This window comes from Mesorhizobium sp. M1050 (assembly GCF_040318715.1).
Lineage (GTDB): Bacteria > Pseudomonadota > Alphaproteobacteria > Rhizobiales > Rhizobiaceae > Mesorhizobium.
In genome coordinates this window covers 23,352-48,409 of the sequence record NZ_JAMYMV010000048.1, presented here as the reverse complement: position 1 = coordinate 48,409, position 25,058 = coordinate 23,352, and the positions used below count along the sequence as shown (strand labels likewise).

The window sequence follows — 25,058 nt, the reverse complement described above, 5'->3', positions numbered from 1 at the left end:
GCGCATCCTGACCCCGTTTAAAAGGTCAAGACTTACCGGACAGATCGTGTGCTACCTAAACCGGACATATCGTGTGCTACCGACATTGTCGGCGAAGTGGAGTTTCGCAGCTGGACGTCCGACCGTATAATACGCCATGCCTCGTTCCAGGGACTGCGCGAGGACAAGCCGGCGGAGGAAGTCGTGCAAGAAAAGCCGAAGGCGTCGACAGGCGAGGCATCGACAGGCAAGGGCGCGGCCAAGGCTAGGTCTGCGGCCGGCAGCGCGGCCAAACCCTCCGGGTCGATGACGACCACGATCAAACTCTCGCATCCCGACAAGCTGCTGTGGCCCGACGAAAAAATATCCAAGCAAGCGCTGCTCGACCACTATGCGCAGGTGTGGCCGCGCATGCAGCAGTTCGTCGTCAACCGGCCGCTCAGCCTGGTGCGCGCACCGGACGGCGTCGGCGGGCAACGCTTCTTCCAGAAACATGCTTCGGCCGGCATGAGCGACAAGATCGCCCGCATGAAGGACCCGACCGACGGCGAGGAGATCCTGTTCATCCGGGATTTCGACGGCGTTGCGGCACTGGTCCAGTACGGCGTGGTCGAGATCCACATCTGGGGCTGCACAATCGACAAGCTTGAACAGCCGGACCAGATCATCTTCGATCTCGATCCCGATGAAGGCGTCGACGTGAAGGCGGTGCGCGCCGCGGCGCTCGATATCAGGGGCAAGCTCGACGAGCTGTCGCTGCCGAATTTCGTCAAGACCTCCGGCGGCAAGGGCTTTCATGTGCTGGTACCGCTGAAACCCTCGGCGGATTGGGAGGCGGTTAAGCCCTTCGCCCATGATTTTGCCCATGCGCTCGAACAGGCTGCCCCCGACCGTTACACGGCGACGCTGTCGAAAAAGGCGCGCACAGGAAAGATCTTCGTCGACTATCTTCGTAACGGCAGGGGATCGACGACAGTCGCGCCCTATTCGTCGCGCGCCAAGAAGAACGCCACTGTGTCGATGCCGGTGACCTGGGCCGAGATCGAGGCCGGACTGGCGCCGAACGCCTTCCCGATCGGAGACAAGACGACGCTGAAGCAGCTGGCGCAGGCCGATCCGTGGGCGGACTTTTTCGGGCGGGGGACGGTGCTCAAGCGGCGGTGATTGGAGGCGGGAGACATCTTCGGATGCAACGCCAGCCGAATTGCGGATGTAGCGATCCTTCACACCCCCCTCTGTCCTGCCGGACATCTCCCCCGCAAGGGGGGAGATCAGCGGCTTCAAGGTGTCGCCCAACCATACAATTTTGGAGATTGGCGAAGGCGGTGGAGCGAATAATCTCCCTCCTTGCGGGGGAGATGGCCGGCAGGCTAGAGGGGGGTACTGTCCCGCCAACATCGCGAAACCGGCACCGCCACAGTCACGTCAAAAACACCCTCTCGAAAGCCTGCTTGCCTGGCGGTGAGAAAATGACCGCGCGGCTGTCCTTTTCGCGGCGTGCCCATTTCTCCAAAAGTATCTTGTCGAGAATGGCGGCACCCAGCGTGCCGGCGAGGTGCGAGCGCCGCACGCTCCAGTCGAGGCAGGCGCGGCACACCGGCCTGCGCGGCTTGGTGTAGACATCGATGCCGATGGCGGCGAAATGCGACGCGGCCGCCGGCCCAAGCCTGATCTCCTTGTCGTCGCGCAGAAGAATTTTTCTGGCGACAAGACGGTCGAGCATCGCCACCGCCCGCTCGCCGGCGAGGTGATCGTAGCAGACGCGTGCCACGCGCATGGCGCCGTCGCGGGGACCCGGCCGCACACGCTTCGGCCCGACCGCCTCCGCGACACCGGTGATGGCTTCGATCATGCCCGCCACCTGTGGACCGGCGAGGCCGTAATAGCGATGCCGGCCCTGGCTCGCCACGGTCAGCAGGCCGCCTTCCATCAGTTTGCCCAGATGCGAGCTGGCGGTCGGCAGCGAGACGCCGGCCTCGAGCGCCAGTTCGCTCGCCGTCAGCGCGGTGCCGCCCATCAGGGCATTCAGCATATTTGCCCGCGCCGGGTCGCCGACCAGGCTGGCGATGCGGGCGATGTCGGGTCCCTCACGCATAGTTCGTTCCACATCGAAGCATTCTTGTCAGATAACCACTATTCTCCGACCAGATCAAGGAGACGACGATGGCCGCACGAACCGCTTCCCCCTCAGCACCGCTTCCCGGCCGTCAATCGTTTCCGTTCGTCACCTGGCTGCGCACGCGGCTGCTGGCCCCGCTGGTATGACCGCCATTTGCAGCGTCTCGACCTTGCCGAGATCGATGATCATCTGCTGCGCGACCTTGGCCTGACACCGGAAGAGGTGCGCCGCGAATGCGCGAAATCGTTCTGGCAGACCTAGCAGGCCAGGCAACACAATGTTTCGACGCCGCTCGAACTATCGACGCGCAACCCAAGGAGACCGCGATGACCATCACCTGCTTCATCCGCTACGAGATCGACCCGTTCGGCAAGGCGGCCTTCGAGGAGTATGCGCGCAACTGGGGCCAGGCCATTCCGCGCTGCGGCGCCGATTTGATCGGCTACTTCGCGCCGCATGAGGGCTCGGCCACGACCGCCTACGCCGCCTACAACATCGACAGCCTGGCAGCCTACGAAGCCTATCGCGCCCGACTTGCCGCCGATCCCGCCGGCAAGGCAAACTACGAGTTCGCCAAGCGCGAAAGATTCATCGTGAAGGAGGATCGCATGTTCCTGAAACTGGCGTCAGGCCCGCACGCGAAACTGGTGCTGCCGTGATTGCCGTCATTTTCGAGGTCGAGCCGGCGGCGGGCAGGCGCGACGCCTATCTGAGCATCGCCGCCGACTTGCGGCCGCTGCTCGACGGCATCGACGGCTTTCTTTCCATCGAGCGCTTCCAGAGTCTGGTCGACCCGAACCGTATCCTGTCGCTGTCCTTTTGGCGCGACGAGGAGGCGGTCAAGGCCTGGCGCAACACCGACGAACACCGGCAGGCGCAGAAGGCCGGCCGCGGCGGCATCTTTGCCGGCTACCGTCTGCGCATCGCGCATGTGGTGCGCGACTATGGGCTGACGGAACGGGACGAGGCGCCGGCAGACAGTCGGGCGGTGAATGGGTGAGGGTTCTATCTTCGCCCCTGAGGGAGAAGGGAGAACCGCACTCAAGCATTCCCGATCAGCACACCCGCCGCAAACACCAGGGCGCCGCCCAGCACCACTTGAAAGGCGGCACGCAGGAAAGGGGTCTGCATGTAGCGGTTCTGGACGAAGGCAATCGCCCACAGTTCGAAGAAAACCACGACCGCCGCGACACCTGTCGCCGTCCAGAAATGCGGGATGAGATAGGGCAATGCGTGGCCAAGGCCACCCGCCGATGTCATGACGCCGGTGGTGATGCCGCGTTTTATCGGCGAACCACGGCCTGATAGCTTGCCGTCGTCGGAAGCCACTTCGGTAAAGCCCATCGAGATGCCGGCGCCGATCGAAGCAGCAAGCCCGACCAGAAAGGTCTGCCAGGTGTCATGCGTGGCGAAAGCGGCGGCGAAGATCGGCGCCAACGTCGACACCGACCCGTCCATCAGCCCCGCAAGCCCCGGCTGCACATAGGTGAGGATGAACTGGCGCTGCTCGGCGGCGGCTTCTTCGTCCTTCACTTCGCCCGGTACGTGCTTTTGCTCCAGGCGCTGCGCCAGCGTTTCGTGCCCCTGCTCGGCAATCGCCAGATCGCCGAGCAGCTTTCTGGTCGAGGCGTCGGTGGTGCGCTTGGCCGCCTCGACATAGAACAGATAGGCCTGCCGCTCCATCGCCTCGGCCTGGCTGCGCACGTGCTCGATGCCAAGGGGCCTCACGAGCCAGTCGGGCTTGCGCTCGTAATAGCCTTTCACATGCTCGCGCCGGATCAGCGGAATGCGCTCGCCGAACCGCTCGCGGAAAAGCTCGATCAGCGCGTCGCGATGGCCATCCTCCTCCTCGGCCATCTCCTCGAACACTTTGGCCGATTGCGGGAAGGTTTCAGCCAGTCCGTCGGCGTAGGCGCGGTAGATGCGTCCATCATCCTCCTCGGACGAAATGGCCAGCGCCAGGATCTCCCGTTCGGAGAGCGATTCGAAGGGACGGCGGCCGAAGCCGAAAACACGGGAAAGCATGAGGAATTCACCCTAGTTTAGAATGGTTCTAAACTATGGTTTGTGATGCCTTCGGTCAATTGCGCGCGGTCAAGAATTGTTGAAGCTCGCGCGCAAGGCATGACCTTCATTATCAGTGAATGTTCACCTATATGGCTGGATCAAGCCAAGAACAAGGAGCCAGCAGATGATGGCAAAACAGCCTCCGCACCCCTATGATCCCAAGCCCGTTCTCGATCTCATCGCCAGCATCGAGGCCGACCTGCAGCGCCTGAAAGGCCTGGTCGAGCAGCAGGTCGAGAAATTCGATCCCGCCAACCCACACAACAAGGCGCCGGACGGCAAACTGACCGAGGAAGGCGTCGAGTGCTGCTACCGCATGTTCGACGAAGGCAAGTCGCGTTATTCAGTCGCCCAGCAGATGAAGATTTCATTCGCCGCTGCCACGCACCGGTTCAACAACTGGCGCAAGCTGGGCGGGAGCAAGCGGCAGCGGACGCTGTTGGGGTGAGAGCCCGGTTCGCCGCAGGCGAATTGAAAGGTCCGGTGGACCTCTCAAAGGGCTCGAACCGGGGAGCTGCCGTAGGCAGCGGGCCCCCGGCTGAGCGCTCGACCGCCAGATGTCGGCGGGACAGCGCCGTGACGTTGGCGGTCGCCCCGCCAAACTTTGTAACGGTCACATTTTTTCATTGGTGCGCCACATCTGTTTGCGCGCATCATGCGAGGACACCGTCTCTTCCACTGGACCTCGCATGACCACCACAAGCCCTCCCGGCATCGCCGACATCCATGCCGCCGCCGCGCTTCTCTCCGGTCTGATCGTCGAAACCCCCTTGATCGAATCGCAGGAGCTGAACAATCGCTTCGGCGCGCGCATCCTGTTCAAGCCGGAGACGCTGCAGCGCACCGGCTCGTTCAAGTTCCGTGGCGCCTACAACAAGCTGTCGTCGCTCGGCGAAGAGGGACGCAGCCGGGGTGTCGTCGCCTTCTCGTCGGGCAACCATGCGCAGGGCGTCGCGGCGGCGGCGGCGATGTTCGGCGTCAAGGCCGTCATCGCCATGCCGGCCGATGCACCGGCGATGAAGATCGCCAATGTCCGCAAGATGGGGGCGGAGGTGGTACCATTCGACCGCTTTCGCGACGACCGCATGACCGTGATCCGCCCTTATCTCGAAAAGGGCATGGCGCTGGTGCCGCCCTTCGATGATCCGGCCATCATTGCCGGCCAGGGCACGATCGGCCTTGAATTGATGCGCCAGGCAAAAGCGCTTGGCGTCAGCCTCGACGCGGTTGTCGTACCCTGCGGCGGCGGCGGCCTGTCGAGCGGCATTTCCGTTGCCGTCAAGGACGCCTCGCCCGGCACCGCGGTGTGGGTGGTGGAACCCGAGCATTTCGACGACACGCGCCGTTCTCTGGCCGCCGGCGCGAGGGTTTCGAACGAGCCCGGCCACGCCTCGATCTGCGACGCCATCCTGACGGCCGAGCCCGGCCTGATCACCTTCGAGATCAACCGCAGGAATCTCGCCGGCGGCATCGCCGTATCCGACGAGGCGACGGCACAAGCGATGCGTGACGCCATGGCCTATCTCAAGCTGGTGGTCGAGCCCGGCGGCTGCGTAGCGCTGGCGGCACTGTCATCGGGCGAGATCGACCTGTCGGGCACATGCGTGGCTGTGGTGCTGTCGGGCGGCAATGTCGATTTCGGAACGTATGCCGGGATCATGGCGGCGGCGTAGCTGGTTCCGAAGCATTGCAGCGGCGCAGAATCATAGCTGCAGCGATCCTTCACACCCGCCGGCTTCCAAAATCTTCTGCACTGCAAAAGCGCCTGGCGCTCCCGGCGGCGTCTAATCCAGCGTTCGCCTGAACCGCACCAGTGCTACGCCGGCAAACAATGCTACGAACATCACCAGCCAGCCGATCTCCGTTGCGACCGCCGGCAGTTCGGCTTCCTTCAGCATCACCGCGCGGATGATGCGCAGGAAATGCGTCAGCGGCAGTATCTCGCCGAATACCTGCGCCCAGCCCGGCATGCCGCGATAGGGAAACATGAAGCCGGACAGCATGATCGACGGCAGGAAGAAGAAGAAGGTGAGCTGAAGCGCCTGCATCTGCGTACGGGCGATGGTCGAGATCGTATAGCCGAGCAGCACCAGCGCCAGCACGAAGATCAGCACGGCACTGAGCAGCAGCGATATCGAGCCGGTGAACGGGATGGCGAACAGAAGCCTCGCCGCCGCCAGCACCACCACCATCTGAACGGCGCCGACCGCCAGATAGGGCAATACCTTGCCGAGCATGATCTCGAGCGGGCTCGACGGCATCGCCAGAAGGTTCTCCATCGTGCCACGCTCGGTCTCGCGCGTCAGCGCGATCGAGGTCATCATCACCATCGTCATCTGCAGGATAACGCCAAGCAGGCCGGGCACGATGTTGTATTGCGAGATGCCTTCGGGATTGTAGCGCCGGTGCACCACCACTTGGAGCTGGCCAAGCGCCGCCTCGGCGGCCGCCTCCTGCATGCCGCGCGCCCGAAGCAGCGCCTGGCTGGCGACGGTGCCGAGCGTCGAGATGGCGCCGCTGGCTACGGCCGGATCGGTGGCGTCGGCCTCTATCAGGATCTGCGGGCTGTCGCCGCGCTCGACCCGCCGGGCGAGGTCGGCGGGTATGGTGACGACGAAGGCGACATCGCCGCGCGACATCAGGAACTCCGCATCGGCAGCACTTTGCGAGACGTGGTCGAAACGGTAGTAGCCGGTGGTCTGCAGCGCCGAGACCATGGCCCGCGTGTAGGGGTCACTGCTCGTCGCCACGAGTGCCGCCGGCAGGCTTTTCGGATCATTGTTGATGGCGTAGCCGAACAGCACCAGTTGCATCAGCGGCACTCCGAGCATCATGGCAAAGGTGATGCGGTCGCGCCGCATCTGGATGAATTCCTTGATCAGCAGGGCGCCAAGCCGGGCGACGGAAAAGACGTTGTTCATGCCATGTTGTCCTTCGAGCCGGACATGAACTGGATGAAGACATCCTCGAGGCTGGTTTCACCAGCCGAAACTTTCACGTCCTTGTGCTCTCTTTCGACATCGGCAAGTGCCGCCTCAAGCTTCTTCTTGTCGGAGCCGACGACATGCAGTGTCGCGCCGAACGGCGCCACCTGGTCGACACCCGGGCGGCCTTGTAGCGCTTCGGCCACCTGGTCGAGCCGCGGACCCTGCAGGACGAATGTGGTCAGTCCGGCATTCCTGACCACGTCGGCGACGGTGCCGGTGGCCAGCATCTTGCCGTAGGAGATGTAGCTGATGCGGTGGCAGCGCTCGGCCTCGTCCATATAGTGGGTGGAGACCAGCACGGTCAGCCCGCCGGCGGCGAGCCGGTGGATCTCGTCCCAGAACTCGCGCCGGGCTTTCGGATCGACGCCAGCCGTCGGCTCGTCGAGCAGCAGCAACTTCGGCTGGTGCATGATGCAGGCGGCGAGCGCCAGACGCTGCTTCCAGCCGCCGGACAACGTGCCTGCCAGTTGGTTGCGGCGCGTCGCCAGGCCGAGGTCTTCAAGCGTCCTGGCGACATGTTCCTCGACTGGCTTCAGCCTGTAGAGCCGCGCCACGAATTCGAGATTCTCGCCGATCGTCAGGTCCTCGTAGAACGAGAATTTCTGCGTCATGTAGCCGACTTCGCGCTTGATGCGCAGGCTGTCGGTGCGGATGTTGAAGCCCAGCACCATGCCTTCGCCTTCGTCAGGCGTCAGCAGGCCGCACATGATGCGAATAGTGGTGGTCTTGCCCGAACCGTTGGGTCCGAGAAAGCCCACGATCTCGCCTTCGGCGACCGTCATCGTGACATGGTCGACGACGGCCCTGCCGCCAAAACGTTTGACCAGCCCACGGACGTCGATTGCGTTCATTTTGCGCCATCCGCCAGGTCGACATCGACGATCTGGCCCGGCTGCAGCGGGCCGGCATCGCCCTCCGGCCGCGCCTCGACGAGGTAGACCAGCTTCTGCCGGTTCTCCAAGGAGTAGATCACCGGCGGGGTGAATTCCGGATCGGGCGAGACATAGCTGACGCGTGCCTTTACATCCGGGCCGCAGCCGTCGCAACGGACGCTGAGCAAGGTACCGACCTTGATCGAGGCGAAGGCGCTCTCCGGGATATAGACGCTGAGCTTCACCGCGCCGTCGGGCAGGATGGAAATGACTGGAGCGGTCGGACCGGCCGTGTCGCCCGGATTGCGGATGACATCGTTGACACGGCCTGGCGAAGGGGCTGCCAGCACCCGCTTCGACAGCCGCCACTCAGCCTGCTCCAAGGTCGCCTGAGCCTGCTTGACCTGATTGTCGGCGGCCTTGATCGTCTCCGGCCGCGCCGGCAGGCCGCCGACAGCGAGATTGGCACTGGCCTGGCCGACCTGTGCATTGGCCGTCTCCAGCGTCGCCGACGCGGTGTCGAAATCGGCCTGCGTGCCGGCGCCGCGCTTGAACAGATCAGCGGCGCGGTCGTATTTGCGCTTGGCATCAGCGGCCTGGGCGCTGGCCATGTCGAGCTGAGCCTTGAGCACCGCGATCTCTTCCGGCCGCTTGCCGATCTGCAGGTCGGCCAGTTGCGCCTGCGCCTGGGCAAACCCGGCCTTGGCCTGCGCCACCGCGATCTTCATATCGGCACTTTCCAGCGTCACCACGGTCGTGCCGGGCACCACTCGGTCGCCGCGTTTCACAGTGACCGTCTCGACCTGCGCCACCTCGATCGGCGCCAGCAGCACATAGTCGCCCTCGACATAGCCGACGGCCAGCGGAGGAGCCGGGGCACAGGCACCGAAAAGCTGCGCGGCGAGCGGCAGCGCACACAGGAAGCTCATGGTCTTTGCCCCTTCATCCTTGCCTCTTCCGGGCAGCCAGTATGGCTTTGAGATTGCCCGATGTGACCGCCACCACCTTGGCGGCCTCGGCGGCGCCGATGTCGTTCCAGCCCATGCGGCGCATCACCGCCTCGCGGCCGATGCGGAAATAGATGACCTGTCCGATCAGCGTGAACACGATGAGCCTTGTGGCCTCGCTTTCGGCCGGCTCGCCGGTCGCCTGTTCCCAGAGCTGGCACATCCGGCGATGCGTCGGCTCGAAGACGCCATCATAGATGCGGTCAAGGGCTGCCGTCGGATGCGAAAGCTCGCGCAGAACGAACTGCACGATCTCGCCGGCCTGCGGACTGGCCACGACAAAGCCGACCATCCGTTCCAGCGCCGCGAATAGTTGGGCCTGCGCCGCCCCCGCTCCGCCCGGCATGGGAGCCTGCGCATTGCCGAGTGCCTGGCCGGCGACCGTCTGGATGGTCTCGACAATGAAGTCGGCGGCAGCAGTACGAAGGCCCTCCTTGCTGCCGAAATGGTAGGCGATCGAACCGATATTGGCTTGCGCCTCGGCCGCGATCTCGCGCGTCGAAGTGCCGTCAAAACCCCGCCGCCCGAACAGTTTAAGCGCCGCCTTGACGAGGGCCGCTCGTGTCGTCTCGGCAGGAGATGCTTCGCGGCGCAGGATTTTGGCATCGGGTTGCTTGATCATGGCGACGCACTTTAATCAATCGATTGATTAAAGTCAAACTGCGAACGCCAGTTGTGGACGTCATTGTCTTGCCATGGGCGGCGGCAACCGCTTTAGTGCGCGGCCATGAGCAAGGAAGTCGAACGAAAATTCCTGGTCTCCAGCACCGCATGGTTAGAACTGGCCGAGGCGGATATCCGCATCCTGCAGTTCTATCTCGCTGCCGGCCCCGGGCGTACGGTGCGCGTGCGCATCAGCGATGGCACTTCCGCCAAGCTGACGCTCAAATTCGGCAGCGAGGCGCGCGAGCGCGACGAATTCGAATATTCGATCCCGTTGTCGGAGGCGATGGAGATGCTGGATTTCGCCATCGGACGTGTCATCGAGAAGACACGTCACCATGTTAGGCATCGCGGCCATCTCTACGAAGTCGATGTCTTTGGCGGTCCGCTTGCGGGACTTGTGATCGCCGAACTCGAGACACCGGAGGACGTGCCGGACGAAATGCTGCCTGACTGGCTCGGCCGTGAAGTCACCGGTGAGCAGAAATTCTACAACGCGTCGCTCGCCCTCGGGGGGATACCGGAGATCGCCGCATGAGCTTTCGCATCGATCCACGCCTGCCGCTGACCGGCGAGGTCAGGCGTATCCTTGCCGAGGAAATCGGCAAGGCTCTGCATCATCTTGACGCCGCGCGTAGCAGGCCGGAGCAGGCGCTGCACAAATGCCGCAAGCGGCTGAAGAGCGCGCGTGCCTTGTTGCGTCTCGTCCGTTCCGGTGACGAAACATTCTGCGAGACTGAAAACCAATGCTATCGCAACGTCGCCGGCCTGCTTGCCGGTCCACGCGAGGCGACTGCGCTGATCGAGACCATCGACCGGCTGGCGGCAAGCTTTCCCAAGGAGAGCGCCGACGTTGGGCTGGGTGCGGTGCGCGACAGCCTGATCGCGCGTCAGCATGAATTGCACGAAGGCAGCGGGCTCGAAGCGGCGATCGGCGCGGCGACCGCCGCTTGCGAGGAAGGCCTCAAGCGGATCGAAAGCCTCGTCTTGCCCGACCAGCCGGAACAGGCCGCGGACGTGATTGCCGAAGGCGCCCGCATCACCTTGCGCCGTGCCAGGAAGGCGCTGGACAAGGCCGGATCGCGCGGCGAAGCCAATGACTTCCACGATCTGCGCAAGGCGGCCAAGACTCACGGCATGCATCTGTCGCTGCTCGGCAGGCTGTGGCCGGCCCCGATCAAGGCCCGGCGCAAGGCGGTCGACGAACTGGGCGAGCGGCTGGGCGACCTGCATGACGTGCTGGTGATGCGCGCCCTGCTCGAAGCCGATGAGCGTCCGCTCGGACCGCCCGAAGACACGAAGCTTCTGGGCAAGCTTTTGAAGCGGTCGGAGAAGCAGCTGAAGAAGAGCTGTCTGGCCGAGGCGGCCGGCCTGTTCGGCGACAGCCCCAAACGTTCGACGCGCAAACTGGCGCGCAAGGCGCGCGACGATCTGGCTCCGCCGCCGGAAGACGCGAGTGCTGCGGCTGGCTGACCGACATGCGGCTGGCGCCCGGCTGTCTGCCTATGCTAATCGCCATAGGACATGACCGAGCCCGTCGACACGCTTCTGGATCGACTTGGCCGCTGGCTTGCCGGCCGGCTGCAGGAAGAATCTTCCGGCTACGAACCCTATACGCCGTCCGATGCCGACACGCTGCGCCGCACGCTTGAGCCCGGCGACATCCTGCTGATCGAGGGCAACCAGAAGATCTCGGCGGCGATAAAGTACCTGACCCAGTCGACCTGGTCGCATGCGGCCTTCTATGTCGGCGACGCGCTGGCCGAACCGGAAGACGGAACGGAGCGGCGGCGGCTGATCGAGGTCACGCTCGGCGAAGGCTGCGTCGCCGTGCCGTTGTCGCGCTACCGCACCTACAACACCCGCATCTGCCGGGCGAGCGGACTGGCGCCGGAGGATCGCGACAGGGTCGTCGCCTTCATGGTCAGCAAGCTCGGCCTGAAATACGACCTCAAGAACATTTTCGACATGCTGCGGTTCTTCTTCCCGACGCCGCCGGTGCCGGTGCGCTGGCGCCGCCGCATGCTGGCCTTTGGCTCCGGCGACCCGACGCGGGCGATCTGCTCGACGCTGATCGCCGAGGCCTATGGCCAGATCCGCTATCCGATCCTGCCCGAGATCACCCGTGCGCCCGGCCGCGCCTCGGCGCAGTCGAATTATTCGCGCAAGGAAATCCTGCACATCCGCCACCACTCGCTCTACACACCGCGCGATTTCGACCTGTCGCCCTATTTCCGCATCGTCAAACCGACGCTGGAATATGGTTTCGACTACCGGCAGATGGTCTGGGACGACAAGGCAAGCACAGACGCCGCAGCCGCAAAGGCTGGCGAAATCGCCTCAGACACGTGATGCCCCCTATGGCGCGGCCTACCGCTATCCAGCCGAGGTGCAGGCGTTTCACATGGCGGCCTATATCACGCCGAAACCGCAATAGCACCCCGGTTTTCGGCTCCGTGTTCGACCCAGACATGGACCGGTTCGTCCCGGCCGCGGATGCTCACCGGTCCATGATCGCGCGCATTCAACTGTGTCGTGGGCGATTCCGCCTTCGCGGCCTCAATCAGTCGTGACCCGAAGCAAATATTCGCCTGAAGCTCACGGCAGAGCGACTGCAAACGGCTGGCGACGTTGACGGTGTCGCCCACCACCGCGAAGGACAGATTGCGCTCGCTGCCGACCGCGCCGATGACCACTGCGCCATATTGTGCACCGATCCGAACGTCCAGCGGCGGGTATCCCCTGGACACCCGCTGTACATTCCAGTCTTCGAGAGCGGCGACCATCGCTTCAGCACACTGGATGGCGCGAGTCGCGTCGTCATGGCTGGCTTGCGGAACCCCGAATGTCGCCATGATGCAATCGCCGATATAGTTATCGACGGTGCCATGGTGGTCGAAAACGACCTGTTCCATGCGACGGTGGAACTGACGCAGAAGTTCGAACACTGCTTCGGCCGGATGATCCTCGGAATAGTGTGTGAAGCCGACGATGTCGGCGAACAGCACCGCGATATCCTGCCGGCGGACCGGGCCGAAGGGCTCGTCATCGGTGGCGAGCTGATCGACGACATTGGGCGAAAAATGCCGGGCGAGATTGGCGCGGGCGCGCTCTGCCTTGACATAGTCTTCCGACAGATGTCGGGAACGATAGACGACCAGCGCCATGATCGCGCCGATAATCAGCACAACCAACACGTTGGTCGCCTGCGCAAATGTATCGACGAAATTGGGGTTGAGATAGAGGTTCAGTCGCTCTGTCATCGGCAGCGAATAGAGGTTCGTCGCCGGAATGACGGTTCCCGGATGAGAAATCACCCATCCCACCCCGATCGCCCATGTCAAGGCCGCGAGCGCGCCGAGATAGAGCGCCAATCGTGTCGAAAGGGTCAGCGCGCCAAGGCATACGAAAATCAGCAGGAATTTGAAGCTGCCCTCGCGCAGTTGCATCGCGGGCGGCGCGACCTCCAGGGAAAACGGGTTAGGCGTTACCAGCAGAACGGTCAACAGAATGATGTCCAGCGTACCGACGAGGTAACCGATCCACCATCGCGCCGTGCGACGGCGCGCAAAGAGAAACTGGATCAGGCCGACGAGCTGGAACAGCACGAGGCCCGCCAGCACGAAGAGCAGCGAAGCATCCCAGCGGCTGATCAATGAAAAGAAGCAGGAGATCACAGCGAGCGATGCCGTACGGGCCCAGAACTGCAATGCAGCACCCTGGCGTTCTGCGCGCGCTCGCAAATTTTTCAGGCGCGAATAACGGCGAAGTTCAAGTGTTGGCGCGGTCGGCATAGGATCACTTCGATTTCACGGGGACGTGTCACGCATTCGGCAAACCCGCCCTCTACAGTCTGGCAAATCAGTGCGCGAACTCTATCATGAATGTGATTTCATTTTTGAACCGCGGCTGCAAAGAGCAAAAATGTCCGGACAAAAGATCATCGTGAAAACCGAAGCAGGACAGGCGGAGGCTTCCCTATTCAGGTCACCAAAAAACCGCAGCGCCCGGCGTCATTCTCTACATGGGTGCGTTCGGCCCGCGGCCGGCGCTGGGCGGCATGGCGGAACGCCTGGCTGCAGAGGACTATACCGTGTTGGTGCCGGACCTGTTCTATCCCAACGCGCCCTATCCTGCTCGGGATGATTGGCCGTGTCAGGCCGGTAACGGGCGGCGTCCCTTTGCGGGATCGGCGGGCCGATCGAACGCGCCGGCGTCGCGCGGATGCGGTCCGATTGGCATGATCGCGGGAAATGGCGTTGCACCAAAGGCAAACGTCCATTTGTAGCCGACCAGCCCGTCCTCCGGCGTCGTATGCTGATCGTGATGGGCCAGCAATCTGGCGCGATCGGCCAAACCCTCGGCCTCGCGCCGCACCATCTCCGCCGTCTCCGGACGCATTCGCCTGCTAAAGCTCACGAAGCTCGCTTCGTTATCGATATGGGTGATGGCCCAGCCGATGAAGTTCTTGTTGGTCATTTCGAACAGCGGCCGCAGCGGCCCTTCGAAATTCCACTGGATCGGCGTCTCGACCAGCAATCTCGCCGACAGACCCCGTCCGAGCGAGATCAGGCCGAGTTCCTCCAGGTCGCGCAAGTAGAGAAACATCGAGGCTTCGCTCAGACCTTGCGAGCGCATGATGCCCTCGGGCGTGAACTTTTCCGACAGCATGACGAAGATGAACAGCAGTGCCGGCCGGCCGGCGAGCCTACGCTCGATCTCCGGCGCGATGTGGTTGACGGGCCCTGGCCCCCTGTTCATCGAGCCGAGCACGTTCTCGAGTTCGACGCCTGCAGCAGCGCAGATCTCCATCAGCCGGTCGAGCTTGCAGTTGCGCTCGTGGAAGATGCGCTTCACCGTCGGCTCGGAAACACCCATGCGTTCGGCGAGCTCGCGATAGGTGACACCCTTCGCCTTCAGTGTCCGCTTCAACGCGTCGAAGATCAGGCCGTTCATGGAATGCACCTCTTGCCTGCAGTTTCGTATCGACTTTCGATACTAGTGGTAATCGGCCTTTCCGGAAAGTATCGAAAATCATAGGTTTCCGTTGTCATCACAGGAGACAGCCATGAACAGCCTCATCCCCACAGCGTTTCTCGCAATCGTCGGTATCGCGGCGGCGCCCGCCGCCGAGGCCGGCGAACTCTGGCGCGCCACCGGTCTCGAACAGCCGGAATCGGCCCTGTTCGATGCCGCCAACAACCGCATCATCGTCTCCAACATCGTTGGCAATCCCGGTGAGGCCGACGGCAACGGTTATCTCAGCGTGCTGTCCTTGGACGGCAAAACCGTCACCCAACACTGGACCGACGGCATGGACGCACCCAAGGGCATGACAATATCGGGCGGCAAGCTCTATGTCGCCGACATCACCAAGGTCCGCGTCGTCGATCTCGCCAGCGGCAAACTCGTCGCCAGCATCGCCGTGCCGAACGCGGTCTTCCTGAACGACATGACATCGGACCGATCAGGCAAGGTCTATGTCACCGACATGCTGGCCGACACAATCTACCGCATCGACGGCGACCGCCCGGAACTGTTCGTCAAGGACGCGATGCTGGCTTCGCCCAACGGCATCTTCGCCGATGGTATCAGGTTGATCGTCGCCTCCTGGGGCAAGGGTATCAAGCCAGATTTCAGCACGGCTGAGCCGGGCGGGCTGCTTTCGGTCGACATCGCCAGCAAGATGGTTTCGCCCTTGCCGGGCGCTCAAGAATTCGCCGACCTCGATGGCGTCGTCGCTATTCGTGACACCATCTACGCCACCGCCTACATGACCGGCACGCTCTACCGCTATCGTCCCAGCGGCACACCGGAAGCGGTGGCGCATTTCAAGCCCGGCAGCGCCGACATCGGCACCGACGGCGAGTCGATCCTCTATGTGCCGTTGATGAACGAGGGCGAGGTGGCGGCGCTAAAGCTCGACTGAGAGCCAGATCGGCGCCTCAGGGCCGATCTCCGAGACCTTCGCCAACAGCCGTGAGATGGTCGACATTGCCAAGCAGATGTTTGATGTCGCCTTTGGGTTCGTTCAACGACCCCATCTTAGCCGCAACGACGTTGCCCGCGGGTATCCGAAAGCAGAGATTCTACTGCGGCACCGCTTTGCGGCGCAAAGGTCCCATTTGTATTGTAAATGACGGCCCCCTTTTTGGGTTCCGGAGCTGGTCGTTCGGGGCACCAGGGCGCTGGCTCCGCCAGGGCGAACAGACGCCGCGCAACGTGCTCGGCCGCGCCAAGGCCTCGCCGCACCTAGGCATACAGTCATCCCGGCGAACATCGGCAAAAGCCTCCGTCACGGAACCGAGCCACCATGGGCGAATTTCCGGTAAAAGCGGCCCCCCATCACGCTTGCCTCAAAGGCCAGCTCGATGATCCCTTTGCGGCTTGAGCTGAACACCATGACGACGCCGAGGAAAATGGCGTAGGACGCGACGAGAGAGATCAACAGCGTCACGAAAGTGCCTGGCAGCGATGCCTTCAGGCTGTATTCCAGGCCGCCGGTTGTGATCGCCGAGACACAGTACGGCCACAGGGTGTCCAGCAACTGCCTGAAGTCGAGTGGGCCACGCCTTGTCGCCCCCCACCACAGGATCGGGCCCTGGATGGTGCCCACGCCGATGTAGAAGGCGGCGACCCCGGTTATTCCCCACGGCAATCCGCACACGAAAGAGGCGACAAACAGGGTGGAGCTCAGGGCGCCCCAGTTTCGCATTTCCCTGGTCCGGTCCTGGCTGATGAAAAGCCAGCCGGTGCTGCTGCTGATCGGCGCGAAGATGGCGCCAAAGGCAAGAATGGAAAATACCTGCGAAACCTCCGACCATCGCGGCCCCAGCAACGTGACGATAAGCAGCTGACTGTTGACGATGGCGAATATCACTGCCGGGTAGGTGGCGAGAATTATCAGTTCCAGCATTCGGAAATAGAAACGGCGGTACGTTTCCGGCTCGTTCAGGGTTCTCGCAAGCGAAGGAAGCGCGACTTTCGCTATTGGCGTGGTGATCTGGCTGAGCGGCAGCAAGAGCAGCTTGTATGCCCGGTCATAGATGCCGAGAGGCATCTCGCCGAGGTAGCGGCCGATCAATATGTTGTCAAAATTCCTGGCGAAAAAGTTCAGAAAATTGAAGGACGTTATGTTGGCGCCAAAATTCAACAGATGGAAGTTCTGCGTTTGCAGAGCAGGCCTGCTCGGAACCCATCCGGCAAAGCACCAGGCCAGCAAAAGTGTGATCAGCGACACCGCTATCTGGCTGTAGACGAGGGCCCAGTAGCCGGAGCCGTTCCAGGCAAAAAGCAGGCCTGTCACGGACCCGACCAGAAAGCTGAACAACTCGACCAGGGCTATTTTCGAGAAGAGAAGCTGCCGATTGAGCAAGGCCATGTGCTGGGCGCAGAGACCGCCAATCACAAAGGTGGCGCTAAGGCCCGTCACGATGGGCACGACCCGGGGCTCTCTGAAAAAAGCACCTGCTGCCGGGGCAAGCGCTATCACCGCCAGGCAGATTGCCGCGCTCAGCCCGACATTGACCCAGAAGACGAAGCTGAGCTGCTCCTGGTTGATTTCATCCCTTTGGACCGTGGCTTGGGTCAGGCCGAAATCCGAAAACAGCGCCGCGAATGCGAACAATGGCGCCGCCATCGCCACGATGCCGAAATCCTCGGGCAGAAGAAGCCGGGCAATCAGGATCTGGTAGCAGAATTGCATCAGAAACTTCAGCGCCTGCGACCCGAAGTTGATGGCCGCCCCATTCACCGAGGCGACCTTGAGTTCGGCCCGTGACATCCGGCTTTCAGAAAATGCAAATCGCTTGACCTGGGCCATTTCAACCAGCGTGAACAGTCGTGATTTTGTTTTTGGCCTTCCGCAGGATCGACGCGGCGATCCGCCAATCCATCATCCCGGCGGTCGCAAGCGGCAACAACCTCCTCTCGGCGATCAGTGCCTGGGTCTTGTACTCGGCCGACAGGCGCTTCATGGCGCGAATGCGCTCCTTGAGGAGGGAAACAAGTCTCGAATTGCCTGACAGCCGTCGATCGAGCAAAAGCGATTGCGACTGATCCACCTGGCCGTCGTAGTTCACCTTCGTCCTGCTCCAGCCGGCGCCTCGATGGGTGTACAAGTAGCCGCGAAAGTTGCTGGCCACGTACTTTGCGCCTTCGAGCAGCGCATCCGTCACAAAAAGAAAGTCCTCGCCATGACGAGAATTGGAGGGATAGCGCAGCGATCGATCCGCCAGGAATTTTCGCCTGAAGACCGGTTTGAGCAAACCCCAGTCCGTGTCGACGCCGAAGGGCCTCGCATGCGCCAGGAACGTCTCGATGTCGATCAGCGTCGTATCTTTGGTGAACGCGATGGTCGCGGGACTGGAGGCGTCGCTTGCCGGATCGTAGTATGAGAACTTGTCGGTGACGATATCGGCGTCTTGTGCAGCGGCAATCTCGACAAGCCGCTCCATCCGCCCCGGCGCGTACGCATCATCGGCATCCAGGATTGCGATCCAGTCGCCGCTGGCAGCCTCCAGGCCGGCATTGCGGGCGGCTGAAGGTCCGCCGTTCCTTTGCAGGTGAACGACTTTGACGCGGCTGTCCTGCCGCGACATTGCTCCGGCAACCTCCAGGGTTGCGTCGGTCGAGCAATCATCGACGACTATGATCTCGATAACTGCATCCCCCTGCGCCCTTGCGGAATTGACGGCGCGTTCGAGAAACGGAACCGCGTTGTAGGCGGCGATCAAGACCGAAACAGTAGGGCGTGCAAAGGGCGGTTTCTGGGCAGGGATACGAAAATTAGCGTTCATCGGAAACCTCCGGGGAAACGAACCCGGTGGATCCCGCCAATTCCCGGGTTCTTGAGAAAGCCGCACCTCCCTATCAGCCGTCGCTGAGATCAGGATTAGGCCGCGATGAAGCGAAACTGAAATTGAAGCCGAAGCCTCACGCTGTGCCGATCAGCAGGGTTGTAACTTCAGGCTTGCGGCAACGTGACCGCGACGTGAAGGCCACCGCCGGGCGAAGGCGTGCTGAGGGCGATGTTCGCGGAAAGGCGCTCGACGATGCCCGAGACGATGGCGAGGCCCAGTCCGCTTCCTTCCACTTCGGGCACATTCACGCGATAAAACCGGCGGAATACCGCCTCGCGATGCTGAGGGGCGATGCCTGGGCCGCTGTCGGTGATTGAAAGCGTCCAGGCGCCGGGTTCAGGCGAGATCGAGACCTTGATTTTCCCGCCAGCCGGTGTGTACTTGATCGCATTGTCGATCAGATTGCCTATCAACAGGCGAAGCATGGGTTCGTCCGTTTTGACCTCGGCCGCCTCGTCTCCGTCGAGCGAGACATCATGTCGCTTGAGCGTGATGATCGTGCCGAACTCGGCGATCACCGACGCGGTGACATCATAGAGCCGGACCACTCTCAGCTCGACCGGCTGATGGCTGATGCGCGCCGCCTCCAGCATCTGCTTGACGAGGCGGGTCGCCTTGTCGTTGCTGGCCGTCAGGTCGGCGAGGATCGTCTCCCGCTCCGTTTCGCTGTCGGCATGCGCCAGCATCTGCAGCAAAAGCTTTATCCCGGCATGAGGCGTTCGCAGCTGGTGCGCCGCCTGGTCGGCGAAGCGCCTTTCCGCCGTCAGCGACCGGTCGAGCTTGCTGAGCAACTGGTTCACCGACATGCCCAACGGAAGCAGGTCGCGCGGCAACGCATCGATCGCGATGACGGAGAGGTCGTCGGGCGAACGGCTGCGGATCTGGCGGACCAGACCGTGAATGGGTCCCAGGCCGTTGCTGATGCCATACCAAACCAGCAGCCCGATGACCGGCACCAGCACCAGCAGCGGAAAGAACAGATTGAGCATGATGTTCGACACCAGCGTGTCGCGAAGGGCTCGCTTTTCGCCGACTTCCACGACGATGCCGGTGTTCGGGATCGGCAGCGAATAGACGACCCATCGCTCGTTGGCATAATTCAGCTCGGTGAAGCCGGCCCTTTGGGCTGGAACGCTCTCGGGAAAGGCGCCGTTGGTGAAGATGCGGATCCTGCCGTCCTTCCACAGGCGAAATATGTGCGCGTCGGCGTAGTCGTCCGCCTGATCGTTCATGGCGAGCTGGTTGCCCATCGCAAAGTCCATGTCCTTGACCTGCCTGGGCGGGTGGTTGCCCGGCTCTTCGATCTGATGTTCCAGCAGCGTCCAGAGAACGTTGGCGTCATTGATCAGCTTGGCGTCGTAGATGTTGTCGATCTCGCGCCTGGCTGAGCGGAAGGCGAGGACCCCGATGACTGCGATGGCGACGAGGATCGTCGGCGTTATCCGCAGAAAGAGCTTCCAGGTAAGGGTCAGGCGCCTCATGGCTCGATCATGTAGCCGACGCCCCGGATGGAGCGGATGAAGTCGGCGCCGAGCTTTCTGCGCAGGTTGTAGATGATGACCTCGGTCGTGTTGCTTTCCACCGCGCTGTCGGCGCTGTAGAGCGCGTATTCGATGTCGCTCTTGGTGACGTATTTGCCCGCCCGCTCCATCAGGAGCTTGAGCAGCCGGAATTCCTTGGCGGTCATCGCGATCTGGCCCTCGGCGCCGCGCACTACCATTGCCGCCGGATCCATTTCGATAGGGCCGCTTTTCAGGATGATCTCGGTGCGGCCCTCCCGCCGGCGCATGAGGGCGCGCAACCGTGCCAGCAATTCGTCGAGATCGAACGGCTTCACCAGATAGTCGTCGGCTCCGTTGTCGAGCCCTTCGACCTTCTGCAGGGACGTATCACGGGCGGTAAGCAGAAGAATCGGCACGGCGTTGCGATTCTTCCGCGCCGAGCGCAGGACCTCAATCCCGTTCACCCCAGGCAGGTTGACGTCGAGCACGACCACGTCGAAGGCGAGGTCCTCGAGCCCCGCGATCGCAGCCTCGCCATCCTTCATCCAGTCCACCCCATAGGCATGCTTTTCGAGAGCCTTCTTCAGCGAAGAGCCGAGGATCAAATCGTCCTCAACCAGAAGCAGCCGCATGCGATGCCTTTCCGTTGCGGTGAACCGCCTGAATTCCCGATCCGATTGTGAACCAAGGACGCCATCGCGGCATTTTGCGGGCAAAATCAGGTTACGGGCGGGGCGTCTCGTCACGGTTGCGAGAGCAAGCGAGAGGAGGTCCGGCGATGCGGCCGCGACCGTCAGCTTCGGCCCGCGAAACCCCATGGCCAGAGAAAACGAGGTAAGTACCTGACCATGAGAATGATCACGCACCCACTCTCGACGGCGTCATGCATCACCCTGAGGCTTCGATAATCCGCCATCATCACAGCCTTTGAACGGTCGCCGACCGCGGCAAGAGGCAGGCCCGTGACATGCGTGTTCGCGGGGTGCTCGAAAAAGTGGCCAACCTTCAACCCGCGCGGTTCTACTGATCCGAGAACCTGACGCTTACCCCGTGCTGCCGAAAATAGGCCTGCATCAACTTGCGGCCCGAGCGGTTGTTCTGCGCCAGCTTGGTCGGAACGAACACCGCCTGTTTTGTTCCCTCTCGTGCCAGCGCTGCCTTAAGGCTCGCGATATGTACGTCGAGGTCGGCATTATCCGCCCGGAGCGAGGCATAGATGCGTTCGATCGCTTCGGCCACGGTCAGTTCGCTCACAGGGGTCGTCCTTTGGTTGGTTAGGCGGCGGCGGCTTAGCACAGATTCGCGGCGCCGCCGATACCGATGAGACCGTCAGTGCACAGCGCCCGGGTTTTGCAAGCGACGACGGTGTCGCTCGAAGTGCAAAGATAGATACCAAACCATTGGCGACCGTTGCAGCCTCGCTGGCGCGCTGCTGGTCATCGAGTTCTTAGCGCCCAATCACCAGCAGCCATTTTTCAGGATACTTCCCGAGGATTGCGCGTTAGGGTGTTCCAAACGGGCAGGGGGATAACGCGGTTGGCTATTTTCAAGACCTTCACGACATCGGCATGCTTGCTGTCGGTGGTTTTCCTGCTAACGGGTTGCGGGCATGGGCTGATCAACCGGCTGATCTAGTCTCCCGGCTCTAGTCTCCAGTCTCCTTGCCGCCGTTCAGGCGCTGCGCGCGCCACCGCTGCCATGCACGGGCAGCGAGCCAGCACAGCATCGCCCAGGCGAAGCCGGCGCACCAGCCGGCCAGCACATCCGACGGCCAGTGCACACCGAGGTAGACGCGGCTGACGCCAACCAGCAGCGTCGTCAACACCGCCAATGACAACACATAGATCTTCGTCGTTCGCCCAGGCAGAAAGCGCGCTGCCAGCGCGCCGAGCGTCAGATACGTCACCGCCGACAGCATGGCGTGGCCGCTCGGAAAAGACAGCGTTGTCTCGTTGGCGAGATGCGAGACGAGTTCAGGGCGGGGCCGGTCGATGCCAGCTTTCAGCAGGCTGGACAGCACCTGACCACCGGCCACCGCCACAAAGACGAAAAGGGCGGTCGCCGGCCTGCGGATAAGCAAGAGATAAAAAATTGCCGCTGCTACGATCAGCACCACGACGCTGCCGCTGCCCAGGCTGGTGATGTCGCGCATCGCCCCCTCCAGCCAGGGCGGACCGATCGGACTGTCGGGCTGGCCTGCCTTGCGGAACGCGAGCAGGATTTCGGTGTCGAAAGCGTGCGGCGTGGCGGCCCGCGCCACCTCGATCAATTCCTCGAGCCCCCACAGGCCGGCGGCGATGACCAGACCGGCCAGAAGCACCGGGAATTCGACACGGTTGAGCAGAGCGTTCGCGGCGTTCTTCATCGGCAATTCGCCCGTTACAATCGGCCTTGTAGATAGGGTCCGAGCGTGATCAGTGCCACGGCTGCGATTGCCAGAATGATGCCGGTGGCCTGCAACGCGTTGACGCGCTCGCCGAAGAAGACCAGCGCGACGGCATTCACTGAAACCAGCTGGATGACTGCCGACAGGCTGAATGACACCGACATGCCGAATTCGCGGATCAGCCGCAGCATGATCAGATTGCCCAAGGAATAGAGCGCCAGCGTCAGCAGGATCTTGCCAAGGCTCGGCGCAAGGCCCCACTGTTTGGCGGCGGTGGCCGCCAGCAGGAAGATGACCGTCGAAAAGCCGAGCTGAAGCAATCCCGAAAGACTCAATGTTTCATCCCCCTCTCGAAGCAGCTCCCGCCGCGTGAGTTCGCGGACGTTGTTTCCGAAGCGTGCCGGGACGTCAAGCGACCTCGACCGAACGTAGGCCTTGGCAACAGCAAGGCGGAAGCCCAATGTATTGAAATCGCCCAGCCTATCGATTGAAGGGCGGTCAGGGGCTCATGATTCGTATTGTTCAAAACTTGGCGCGGCGCTGGAGCGAGCTTTCCCTTGCCCTGCAATTCGTCGTTGCCGGCGGCTTTGGCCTGCTGGCCGTCATGCTGGTGGTGGGAGCCTGGGTGACGGGTCAGATCCGGGATGGCGTCATCCGCAATTCGGCCGCCACGACGGCGCTGTATGTCGACAGCGTGATTGCGCCCCTACTCCCGGACCTGCGCAAGCAGCAGAAGCTCAGCGACTCCGTCAAGCAGGCGCTCGACGAGACGCTTGGCCAGGGCGCGCTCGGCAAGCGCCTCGTTTCTTTCAAGCTCTGGAGCCGTGACGGCACAGTTCTCTACGCCAAGGAGACGGCGCTGATCGGCCGCCGCTTCGATCCGAGCGACAATCTGCGTTCCGCCTTCAAAGGCAGTGTCGTCGCAGAATTCAATACGTTCGATGATAGTGAAGGTGAGGAGAAGGCTTCCGGCCTGCCATTGCTGGAGATCTACAATCCCGTGCGCGAGCCGTGGTCCGGCGAGGTGGTGGCGGTCACCGAATTCTATGAGATCGCCGACGACTTCAAAGCCACGCTGGCTTCCGCTTTGTGGTCAAGCTGGCTGATCGTCGCCGGCGCGACGCTGGCGGCCTTCCTGCTCCTGTCGGGCATCGTCCTGCGCGGCAGCCGCACCATCGACGATCAGCGCGGGGCGCTGCGCCGCCAGGTGTCGGAGCTGCAGGGCCTGGTGACGCAGAACAGCGCCTTGCGAGTGCGCGTGCAGCGGGCGTCCCGTCGCGCCACCGCGCTCAACGAAAGGTATTTGCGCCGAATCGGCGCCGATCTGCATGACGGTCCGGCACAACTCGTGGCCCTGGCGGCGCTGCGCATGGATAGTCCGGTGTTTTCCGGCGATGGCCATTCGGGCGAAAGCCGCTCCACCGAGGTCGCGATGATCCGCAAGACACTGGAGGATGCGTTGCGCGAGATACGCGGTATCTGCACCGGCCTCGTCCTGCCGCAGATCGAGACGGCTGCCGCAAACGACATTCTGCGGCTGGCGGTCAACGAACACCAGCTGAGGACGGGAACGTCCGTGACCCTCACGCTGGCCGGACAGTTGCCAGAGCCCGGCGCGTCGGAGAAGATCAGTATCTATCGGTTCGTGCAGGAAGGGCTGAACAACGCCTATCGCCACGCGCGAGGCAAGGATCAGGCGGTGAGTGCCGGAATGAAGGGTGGCAGGCTTTACGTTGAAGTATCGGATGCCGGGCCAGGCTTCGATCCGGCACGGGACGAGGGCCTCGGGCTCGCCGGCCTCAGAGAGCGGGTCGAAAGCATTGGCGGCCAGTTCGAAACCTTGACCGGGCCGCAAGGCACGCGTCTGGTAATCCGTCTATCGGTCGAGGAGCAAGCATGACTGGTGTCATTCGCATCGCCATTGTCGACGATCATCCCCTCTTCCGCGAAGGTGTGACGCGCAGCCTATCGGAGATCGGAGGCTTCGATATGGTTGGCGAGGGTGCCACGGCGCAGGATGCCGAACGCATCGTCTCGACCGTTCGGCCGGACATATTGCTGCTCGATATTTCGATGCCGGGCGGCGGCCTGGCCGCGGTTGCGGGGATCCTCGCCGGCCATCCCGCCCAGAAGATAGTCATGCTGACCGTTTCGGAGGCCAATGCCGATGTGACCATGGCCCTGAATGCAGGGGTGTGCGGCTATGTGCTCAAAGGCATCGGATCGCGCGCGCTTGCCGATATCCTGCGCAGCGTGGCGGCCGGCGAAAGCTATCTTTCGCCGACGCTTTCGGCTCGCCTGCTTTCGGATCTCCAGTCCCAGCATCCGACCAACGGCAATGCGGACCGGCTGCGGCAACTCACGGAACGGCAGACGGAAATTCTGCGGCTGGTGGCGGAGGGGCTAAGCAACAAGGAAGTCGCGTTGCGGCTGGAGCTGCAGGAGAAGACCGTCAAGCATCACATGACCGGGGTGCTGTCGAAACTCAATGTGCGCAACCGCACCGAAGCGGCTTTGATGATGCGTGAGCTGCGCGACCGCAACCAGTCTTAAACCCCCAAACGAGGTCACCTCCGCCGGGGGGCGACGGAGGTGACGTGTGAAGCCGGCCGTTG

At 62.6% G+C, this 25,058-nt stretch carries 26 protein-coding genes and 2 pseudogenes; 13 read left to right on the top strand and 15 right to left on the bottom strand.

Features of this window, described 5'->3' with window-relative positions:
• Positions 1–84 precede the first annotated feature (84 nt).
• Positions 85–1,143 (top strand): annotated as a pseudogene (ligD, locus tag NKH57_RS23385) (DNA ligase D); the annotation flags it as partial.
• A 256-nt stretch (positions 1,144–1,399) separates the two neighbouring features.
• Here the strand turns inward: ligD and NKH57_RS23380 are convergent.
• On the bottom strand, positions 1,400–2,074 hold the full coding sequence (locus NKH57_RS23380; RefSeq protein ID WP_352947645.1) for an ArsR/SmtB family transcription factor: 675 nt from the start codon (positions 2,072–2,074) through the stop codon (positions 1,400–1,402).
• Positions 2,075–2,251: 177 nt separating this feature from the next.
• Here NKH57_RS23380 and NKH57_RS23375 point away from each other — a divergent pair, with 177 nt between their 5' ends.
• The 3 genes from NKH57_RS23375 (at position 2,252) to NKH57_RS23365 (ending at position 3,098) form a co-directional block, all read left to right on the top strand.
• Positions 2,252–2,359, top strand: coding sequence for a DUF1127 domain-containing protein (locus NKH57_RS23375; protein ID WP_352605972.1), 108 nt, complete (start codon positions 2,252–2,254; stop codon positions 2,357–2,359).
• A 65-nt stretch (positions 2,360–2,424) separates the two neighbouring features.
• Positions 2,425–2,757 (top strand): NIPSNAP family protein, encoded by a 333-nt coding sequence (locus tag NKH57_RS23370; protein ID WP_352730299.1) that lies wholly within the window; start codon positions 2,425–2,427, stop codon positions 2,755–2,757.
• Positions 2,754–3,098, top strand: coding sequence for an antibiotic biosynthesis monooxygenase family protein (locus NKH57_RS23365; RefSeq protein ID WP_352605969.1), 345 nt, complete (start codon positions 2,754–2,756; stop codon positions 3,096–3,098). The genes NKH57_RS23370 and NKH57_RS23365 overlap by 4 nt, the downstream gene beginning before the upstream one ends.
• Before the next feature lie 41 nt (positions 3,099–3,139).
• On the opposite strand, the gene mbfA is transcribed toward NKH57_RS23365, so the two are convergent.
• Positions 3,140–4,123, bottom strand: a complete 984-nt coding sequence (gene mbfA, locus NKH57_RS23360; RefSeq protein ID WP_352947640.1) for an iron exporter MbfA — start codon at positions 4,121–4,123, stop codon at positions 3,140–3,142.
• Positions 4,124–4,289: 166 nt separating this feature from the next.
• On the opposite strand from mbfA, the gene NKH57_RS23355 reads away from it, so the two are divergent.
• Positions 4,290–4,613: a hypothetical protein gene (locus NKH57_RS23355; RefSeq protein ID WP_352947637.1), complete on the top strand. Its 324-nt coding sequence runs from the start codon at positions 4,290–4,292 to the stop codon at positions 4,611–4,613.
• Positions 4,614–4,854: 241 nt separating this feature from the next.
• Positions 4,855–5,838 (top strand): threonine/serine dehydratase family protein, encoded by a 984-nt coding sequence (locus tag NKH57_RS23350; protein ID WP_352947634.1) that lies wholly within the window; start codon positions 4,855–4,857, stop codon positions 5,836–5,838.
• Between the two features lie 111 nt (positions 5,839–5,949).
• On the opposite strand, the gene NKH57_RS23345 is transcribed toward NKH57_RS23350, so the two are convergent.
• From NKH57_RS23345 to NKH57_RS23330, 4 genes are read right to left on the bottom strand one after another with little or no spacing between them, the layout of a single operon-like run.
• A complete protein-coding gene (locus NKH57_RS23345; protein ID WP_352947632.1) occupies positions 5,950–7,086 on the bottom strand; it encodes an ABC transporter permease in 1,137 nt (378 codons plus the stop codon).
• Complete coding sequence (locus tag NKH57_RS23340; protein WP_352947629.1) at positions 7,083–8,003, bottom strand: ABC transporter ATP-binding protein; 921 nt, start codon at positions 8,001–8,003, stop codon at positions 7,083–7,085. The genes NKH57_RS23345 and NKH57_RS23340 overlap by 4 nt, the downstream gene beginning before the upstream one ends.
• Positions 8,000–8,953 (bottom strand): HlyD family secretion protein, encoded by a 954-nt coding sequence (locus NKH57_RS23335; RefSeq protein ID WP_352605964.1) that lies wholly within the window; start codon positions 8,951–8,953, stop codon positions 8,000–8,002. Before NKH57_RS23335 ends, NKH57_RS23340 begins: the two co-directional genes overlap by 4 nt.
• Positions 8,954–8,966: 13 nt before the next feature.
• Positions 8,967–9,653: a CerR family C-terminal domain-containing protein gene (locus NKH57_RS23330; protein ID WP_023762241.1), complete on the bottom strand. Its 687-nt coding sequence runs from the start codon at positions 9,651–9,653 to the stop codon at positions 8,967–8,969.
• Between the two features lie 105 nt (positions 9,654–9,758).
• Between NKH57_RS23330 and NKH57_RS23325 the strand changes: the two genes are divergently transcribed.
• The 3 genes from NKH57_RS23325 to NKH57_RS23315 are packed head-to-tail and all read left to right on the top strand — an operon-like array spanning position 9,759 to position 12,046.
• Entirely contained in the window at positions 9,759–10,232 is a 474-nt protein-coding gene (locus NKH57_RS23325) for a CYTH domain-containing protein (protein ID WP_352947626.1), read from the top strand.
• A complete protein-coding gene (locus NKH57_RS23320; RefSeq protein ID WP_352947623.1) occupies positions 10,229–11,167 on the top strand; it encodes a CHAD domain-containing protein in 939 nt (312 codons plus the stop codon). The genes NKH57_RS23325 and NKH57_RS23320 overlap by 4 nt, the downstream gene beginning before the upstream one ends.
• A gap of 51 nt (positions 11,168–11,218) precedes the next feature.
• On the top strand, positions 11,219–12,046 hold the full coding sequence (locus tag NKH57_RS23315; RefSeq protein ID WP_352605959.1) for a C40 family peptidase: 828 nt from the start codon (positions 11,219–11,221) through the stop codon (positions 12,044–12,046).
• Positions 12,047–12,111: 65 nt separating this feature from the next.
• Here the strand turns inward: NKH57_RS23315 and NKH57_RS23310 are convergent, their stop codons facing one another.
• The gene (locus NKH57_RS23310) at positions 12,112–13,488 is read right to left on the bottom strand and encodes an adenylate/guanylate cyclase domain-containing protein (protein WP_352947619.1); all 1,377 of its coding nucleotides are present in this window, start codon (positions 13,486–13,488) and stop codon (positions 12,112–12,114) included.
• A 130-nt stretch (positions 13,489–13,618) separates the two neighbouring features.
• Here NKH57_RS23310 and NKH57_RS23305 point away from each other — a divergent pair.
• A pseudogene (locus NKH57_RS23305) lies at positions 13,619–13,826 on the top strand (dienelactone hydrolase family protein); the annotation flags it as partial.
• A 23-nt stretch (positions 13,827–13,849) separates the two neighbouring features.
• Here the strand turns inward: NKH57_RS23305 and NKH57_RS23300 are convergent.
• Positions 13,850–14,650, bottom strand: a complete 801-nt coding sequence (locus tag NKH57_RS23300; protein WP_352947616.1) for a helix-turn-helix domain-containing protein — start codon at positions 14,648–14,650, stop codon at positions 13,850–13,852.
• Positions 14,651–14,762: 112 nt separating this feature from the next.
• Between NKH57_RS23300 and NKH57_RS23295 the strand changes: the two genes are divergently transcribed.
• Positions 14,763–15,623: an SMP-30/gluconolactonase/LRE family protein gene (locus NKH57_RS23295; RefSeq protein WP_352947613.1), complete on the top strand. Its 861-nt coding sequence runs from the start codon at positions 14,763–14,765 to the stop codon at positions 15,621–15,623.
• A 366-nt stretch (positions 15,624–15,989) separates the two neighbouring features.
• Here the strand turns inward: NKH57_RS23295 and NKH57_RS23290 are convergent, their stop codons facing one another.
• The 7 genes from NKH57_RS23290 to NKH57_RS23260 form a co-directional block, all read right to left on the bottom strand.
• Positions 15,990–17,477, bottom strand: a complete 1,488-nt coding sequence (locus tag NKH57_RS23290; RefSeq protein WP_352947610.1) for a lipopolysaccharide biosynthesis protein — start codon at positions 17,475–17,477, stop codon at positions 15,990–15,992.
• 40 nt (positions 17,478–17,517) lie between these two features.
• Entirely contained in the window at positions 17,518–18,492 is a 975-nt protein-coding gene (locus NKH57_RS23285) for a glycosyltransferase family 2 protein (protein WP_352947648.1), read from the bottom strand.
• A gap of 167 nt (positions 18,493–18,659) precedes the next feature.
• The gene (locus NKH57_RS23280) at positions 18,660–20,036 is read right to left on the bottom strand and encodes a sensor histidine kinase (RefSeq protein ID WP_352947607.1); all 1,377 of its coding nucleotides are present in this window, start codon (positions 20,034–20,036) and stop codon (positions 18,660–18,662) included.
• Complete coding sequence (locus NKH57_RS23275) at positions 20,033–20,689, bottom strand: response regulator (RefSeq protein ID WP_352605948.1); 657 nt, start codon at positions 20,687–20,689, stop codon at positions 20,033–20,035. Before NKH57_RS23275 ends, NKH57_RS23280 begins: the two co-directional genes overlap by 4 nt.
• A gap of 388 nt (positions 20,690–21,077) precedes the next feature.
• The gene (locus tag NKH57_RS23270; protein WP_352605946.1) at positions 21,078–21,311 is read right to left on the bottom strand and encodes a hypothetical protein; all 234 of its coding nucleotides are present in this window, start codon (positions 21,309–21,311) and stop codon (positions 21,078–21,080) included.
• 391 nt (positions 21,312–21,702) lie between these two features.
• Entirely contained in the window at positions 21,703–22,422 is a 720-nt protein-coding gene (locus NKH57_RS23265) for a phosphatase PAP2 family protein (protein ID WP_352947603.1), read from the bottom strand.
• A 14-nt stretch (positions 22,423–22,436) separates the two neighbouring features.
• Positions 22,437–22,778 (bottom strand): hypothetical protein, encoded by a 342-nt coding sequence (locus tag NKH57_RS23260; protein ID WP_031261091.1) that lies wholly within the window; start codon positions 22,776–22,778, stop codon positions 22,437–22,439.
• 173 nt (positions 22,779–22,951) lie between these two features.
• Between NKH57_RS23260 and NKH57_RS23255 the strand changes: the two genes are divergently transcribed.
• A complete protein-coding gene (locus tag NKH57_RS23255) occupies positions 22,952–24,343 on the top strand; it encodes a sensor histidine kinase (protein WP_023762225.1) in 1,392 nt (463 codons plus the stop codon).
• Positions 24,340–24,996 carry a LuxR C-terminal-related transcriptional regulator gene (locus NKH57_RS23250; protein ID WP_023762224.1) on the top strand — a complete coding sequence of 219 codons (657 nt, stop codon included), beginning with the start codon at positions 24,340–24,342 and terminating at the stop codon, positions 24,994–24,996. The genes NKH57_RS23255 and NKH57_RS23250 overlap by 4 nt, the downstream gene beginning before the upstream one ends.
• The last annotated feature ends 62 nt before the right edge of the window (positions 24,997–25,058 follow it).

Excerpts from the sequence above, each read along its gene's own strand:
- NKH57_RS23330 (WP_023762241.1), bottom strand. The coding sequence starts at position 9,653 with ATGATCAAGCAACCCGATGCCAAAATCCTGCGCCGCGAAGCATCTCCT.
- NKH57_RS23325 (WP_352947626.1), top strand. The coding sequence starts at position 9,759 with ATGAGCAAGGAAGTCGAACGAAAATTCCTGGTCTCCAGCACCGCATGG.
- NKH57_RS23255 (WP_023762225.1), top strand. The coding sequence starts at position 22,952 with ATGATTCGTATTGTTCAAAACTTGGCGCGGCGCTGGAGCGAGCTTTCC.
- NKH57_RS23265 (WP_352947603.1), bottom strand. The coding sequence starts at position 22,422 with ATGAAGAACGCCGCGAACGCTCTGCTCAACCGTGTCGAATTCCCGGTG.
- NKH57_RS23315 (WP_352605959.1), top strand. The coding sequence starts at position 11,219 with ATGACCGAGCCCGTCGACACGCTTCTGGATCGACTTGGCCGCTGGCTT.
- NKH57_RS23350 (WP_352947634.1), top strand. The coding sequence starts at position 4,855 with ATGACCACCACAAGCCCTCCCGGCATCGCCGACATCCATGCCGCCGCC.
- NKH57_RS23380 (WP_352947645.1), bottom strand. The coding sequence starts at position 2,074 with ATGCGTGAGGGACCCGACATCGCCCGCATCGCCAGCCTGGTCGGCGAC.
- mbfA (WP_352947640.1), bottom strand. The coding sequence starts at position 4,123 with ATGCTTTCCCGTGTTTTCGGCTTCGGCCGCCGTCCCTTCGAATCGCTC.
- NKH57_RS23280 (WP_352947607.1), bottom strand. The coding sequence starts at position 20,036 with ATGAGGCGCCTGACCCTTACCTGGAAGCTCTTTCTGCGGATAACGCCG.
- NKH57_RS23275 (WP_352605948.1), bottom strand. The coding sequence starts at position 20,689 with ATGCGGCTGCTTCTGGTTGAGGACGATTTGATCCTCGGCTCTTCGCTG.
- NKH57_RS23335 (WP_352605964.1), bottom strand. The coding sequence starts at position 8,953 with ATGAGCTTCCTGTGTGCGCTGCCGCTCGCCGCGCAGCTTTTCGGTGCC.
- NKH57_RS23250 (WP_023762224.1), top strand. The coding sequence starts at position 24,340 with ATGACTGGTGTCATTCGCATCGCCATTGTCGACGATCATCCCCTCTTC.
- NKH57_RS23340 (WP_352947629.1), bottom strand. The coding sequence starts at position 8,003 with ATGAACGCAATCGACGTCCGTGGGCTGGTCAAACGTTTTGGCGGCAGG.
- NKH57_RS23310 (WP_352947619.1), bottom strand. The coding sequence starts at position 13,488 with ATGCCGACCGCGCCAACACTTGAACTTCGCCGTTATTCGCGCCTGAAA.
- NKH57_RS23355 (WP_352947637.1), top strand. The coding sequence starts at position 4,290 with ATGATGGCAAAACAGCCTCCGCACCCCTATGATCCCAAGCCCGTTCTC.
- NKH57_RS23290 (WP_352947610.1), bottom strand. The coding sequence starts at position 17,477 with ATGTCACGGGCCGAACTCAAGGTCGCCTCGGTGAATGGGGCGGCCATC.
- NKH57_RS23345 (WP_352947632.1), bottom strand. The coding sequence starts at position 7,086 with ATGAACAACGTCTTTTCCGTCGCCCGGCTTGGCGCCCTGCTGATCAAG.
- NKH57_RS23285 (WP_352947648.1), bottom strand. The coding sequence starts at position 18,492 with ATGAACGCTAATTTTCGTATCCCTGCCCAGAAACCGCCCTTTGCACGC.
- NKH57_RS23295 (WP_352947613.1), top strand. The coding sequence starts at position 14,763 with ATGAACAGCCTCATCCCCACAGCGTTTCTCGCAATCGTCGGTATCGCG.
- NKH57_RS23320 (WP_352947623.1), top strand. The coding sequence starts at position 10,229 with ATGAGCTTTCGCATCGATCCACGCCTGCCGCTGACCGGCGAGGTCAGG.
- NKH57_RS23300 (WP_352947616.1), bottom strand. The coding sequence starts at position 14,650 with ATGAACGGCCTGATCTTCGACGCGTTGAAGCGGACACTGAAGGCGAAG.
- NKH57_RS23370 (WP_352730299.1), top strand. The coding sequence starts at position 2,425 with ATGACCATCACCTGCTTCATCCGCTACGAGATCGACCCGTTCGGCAAG.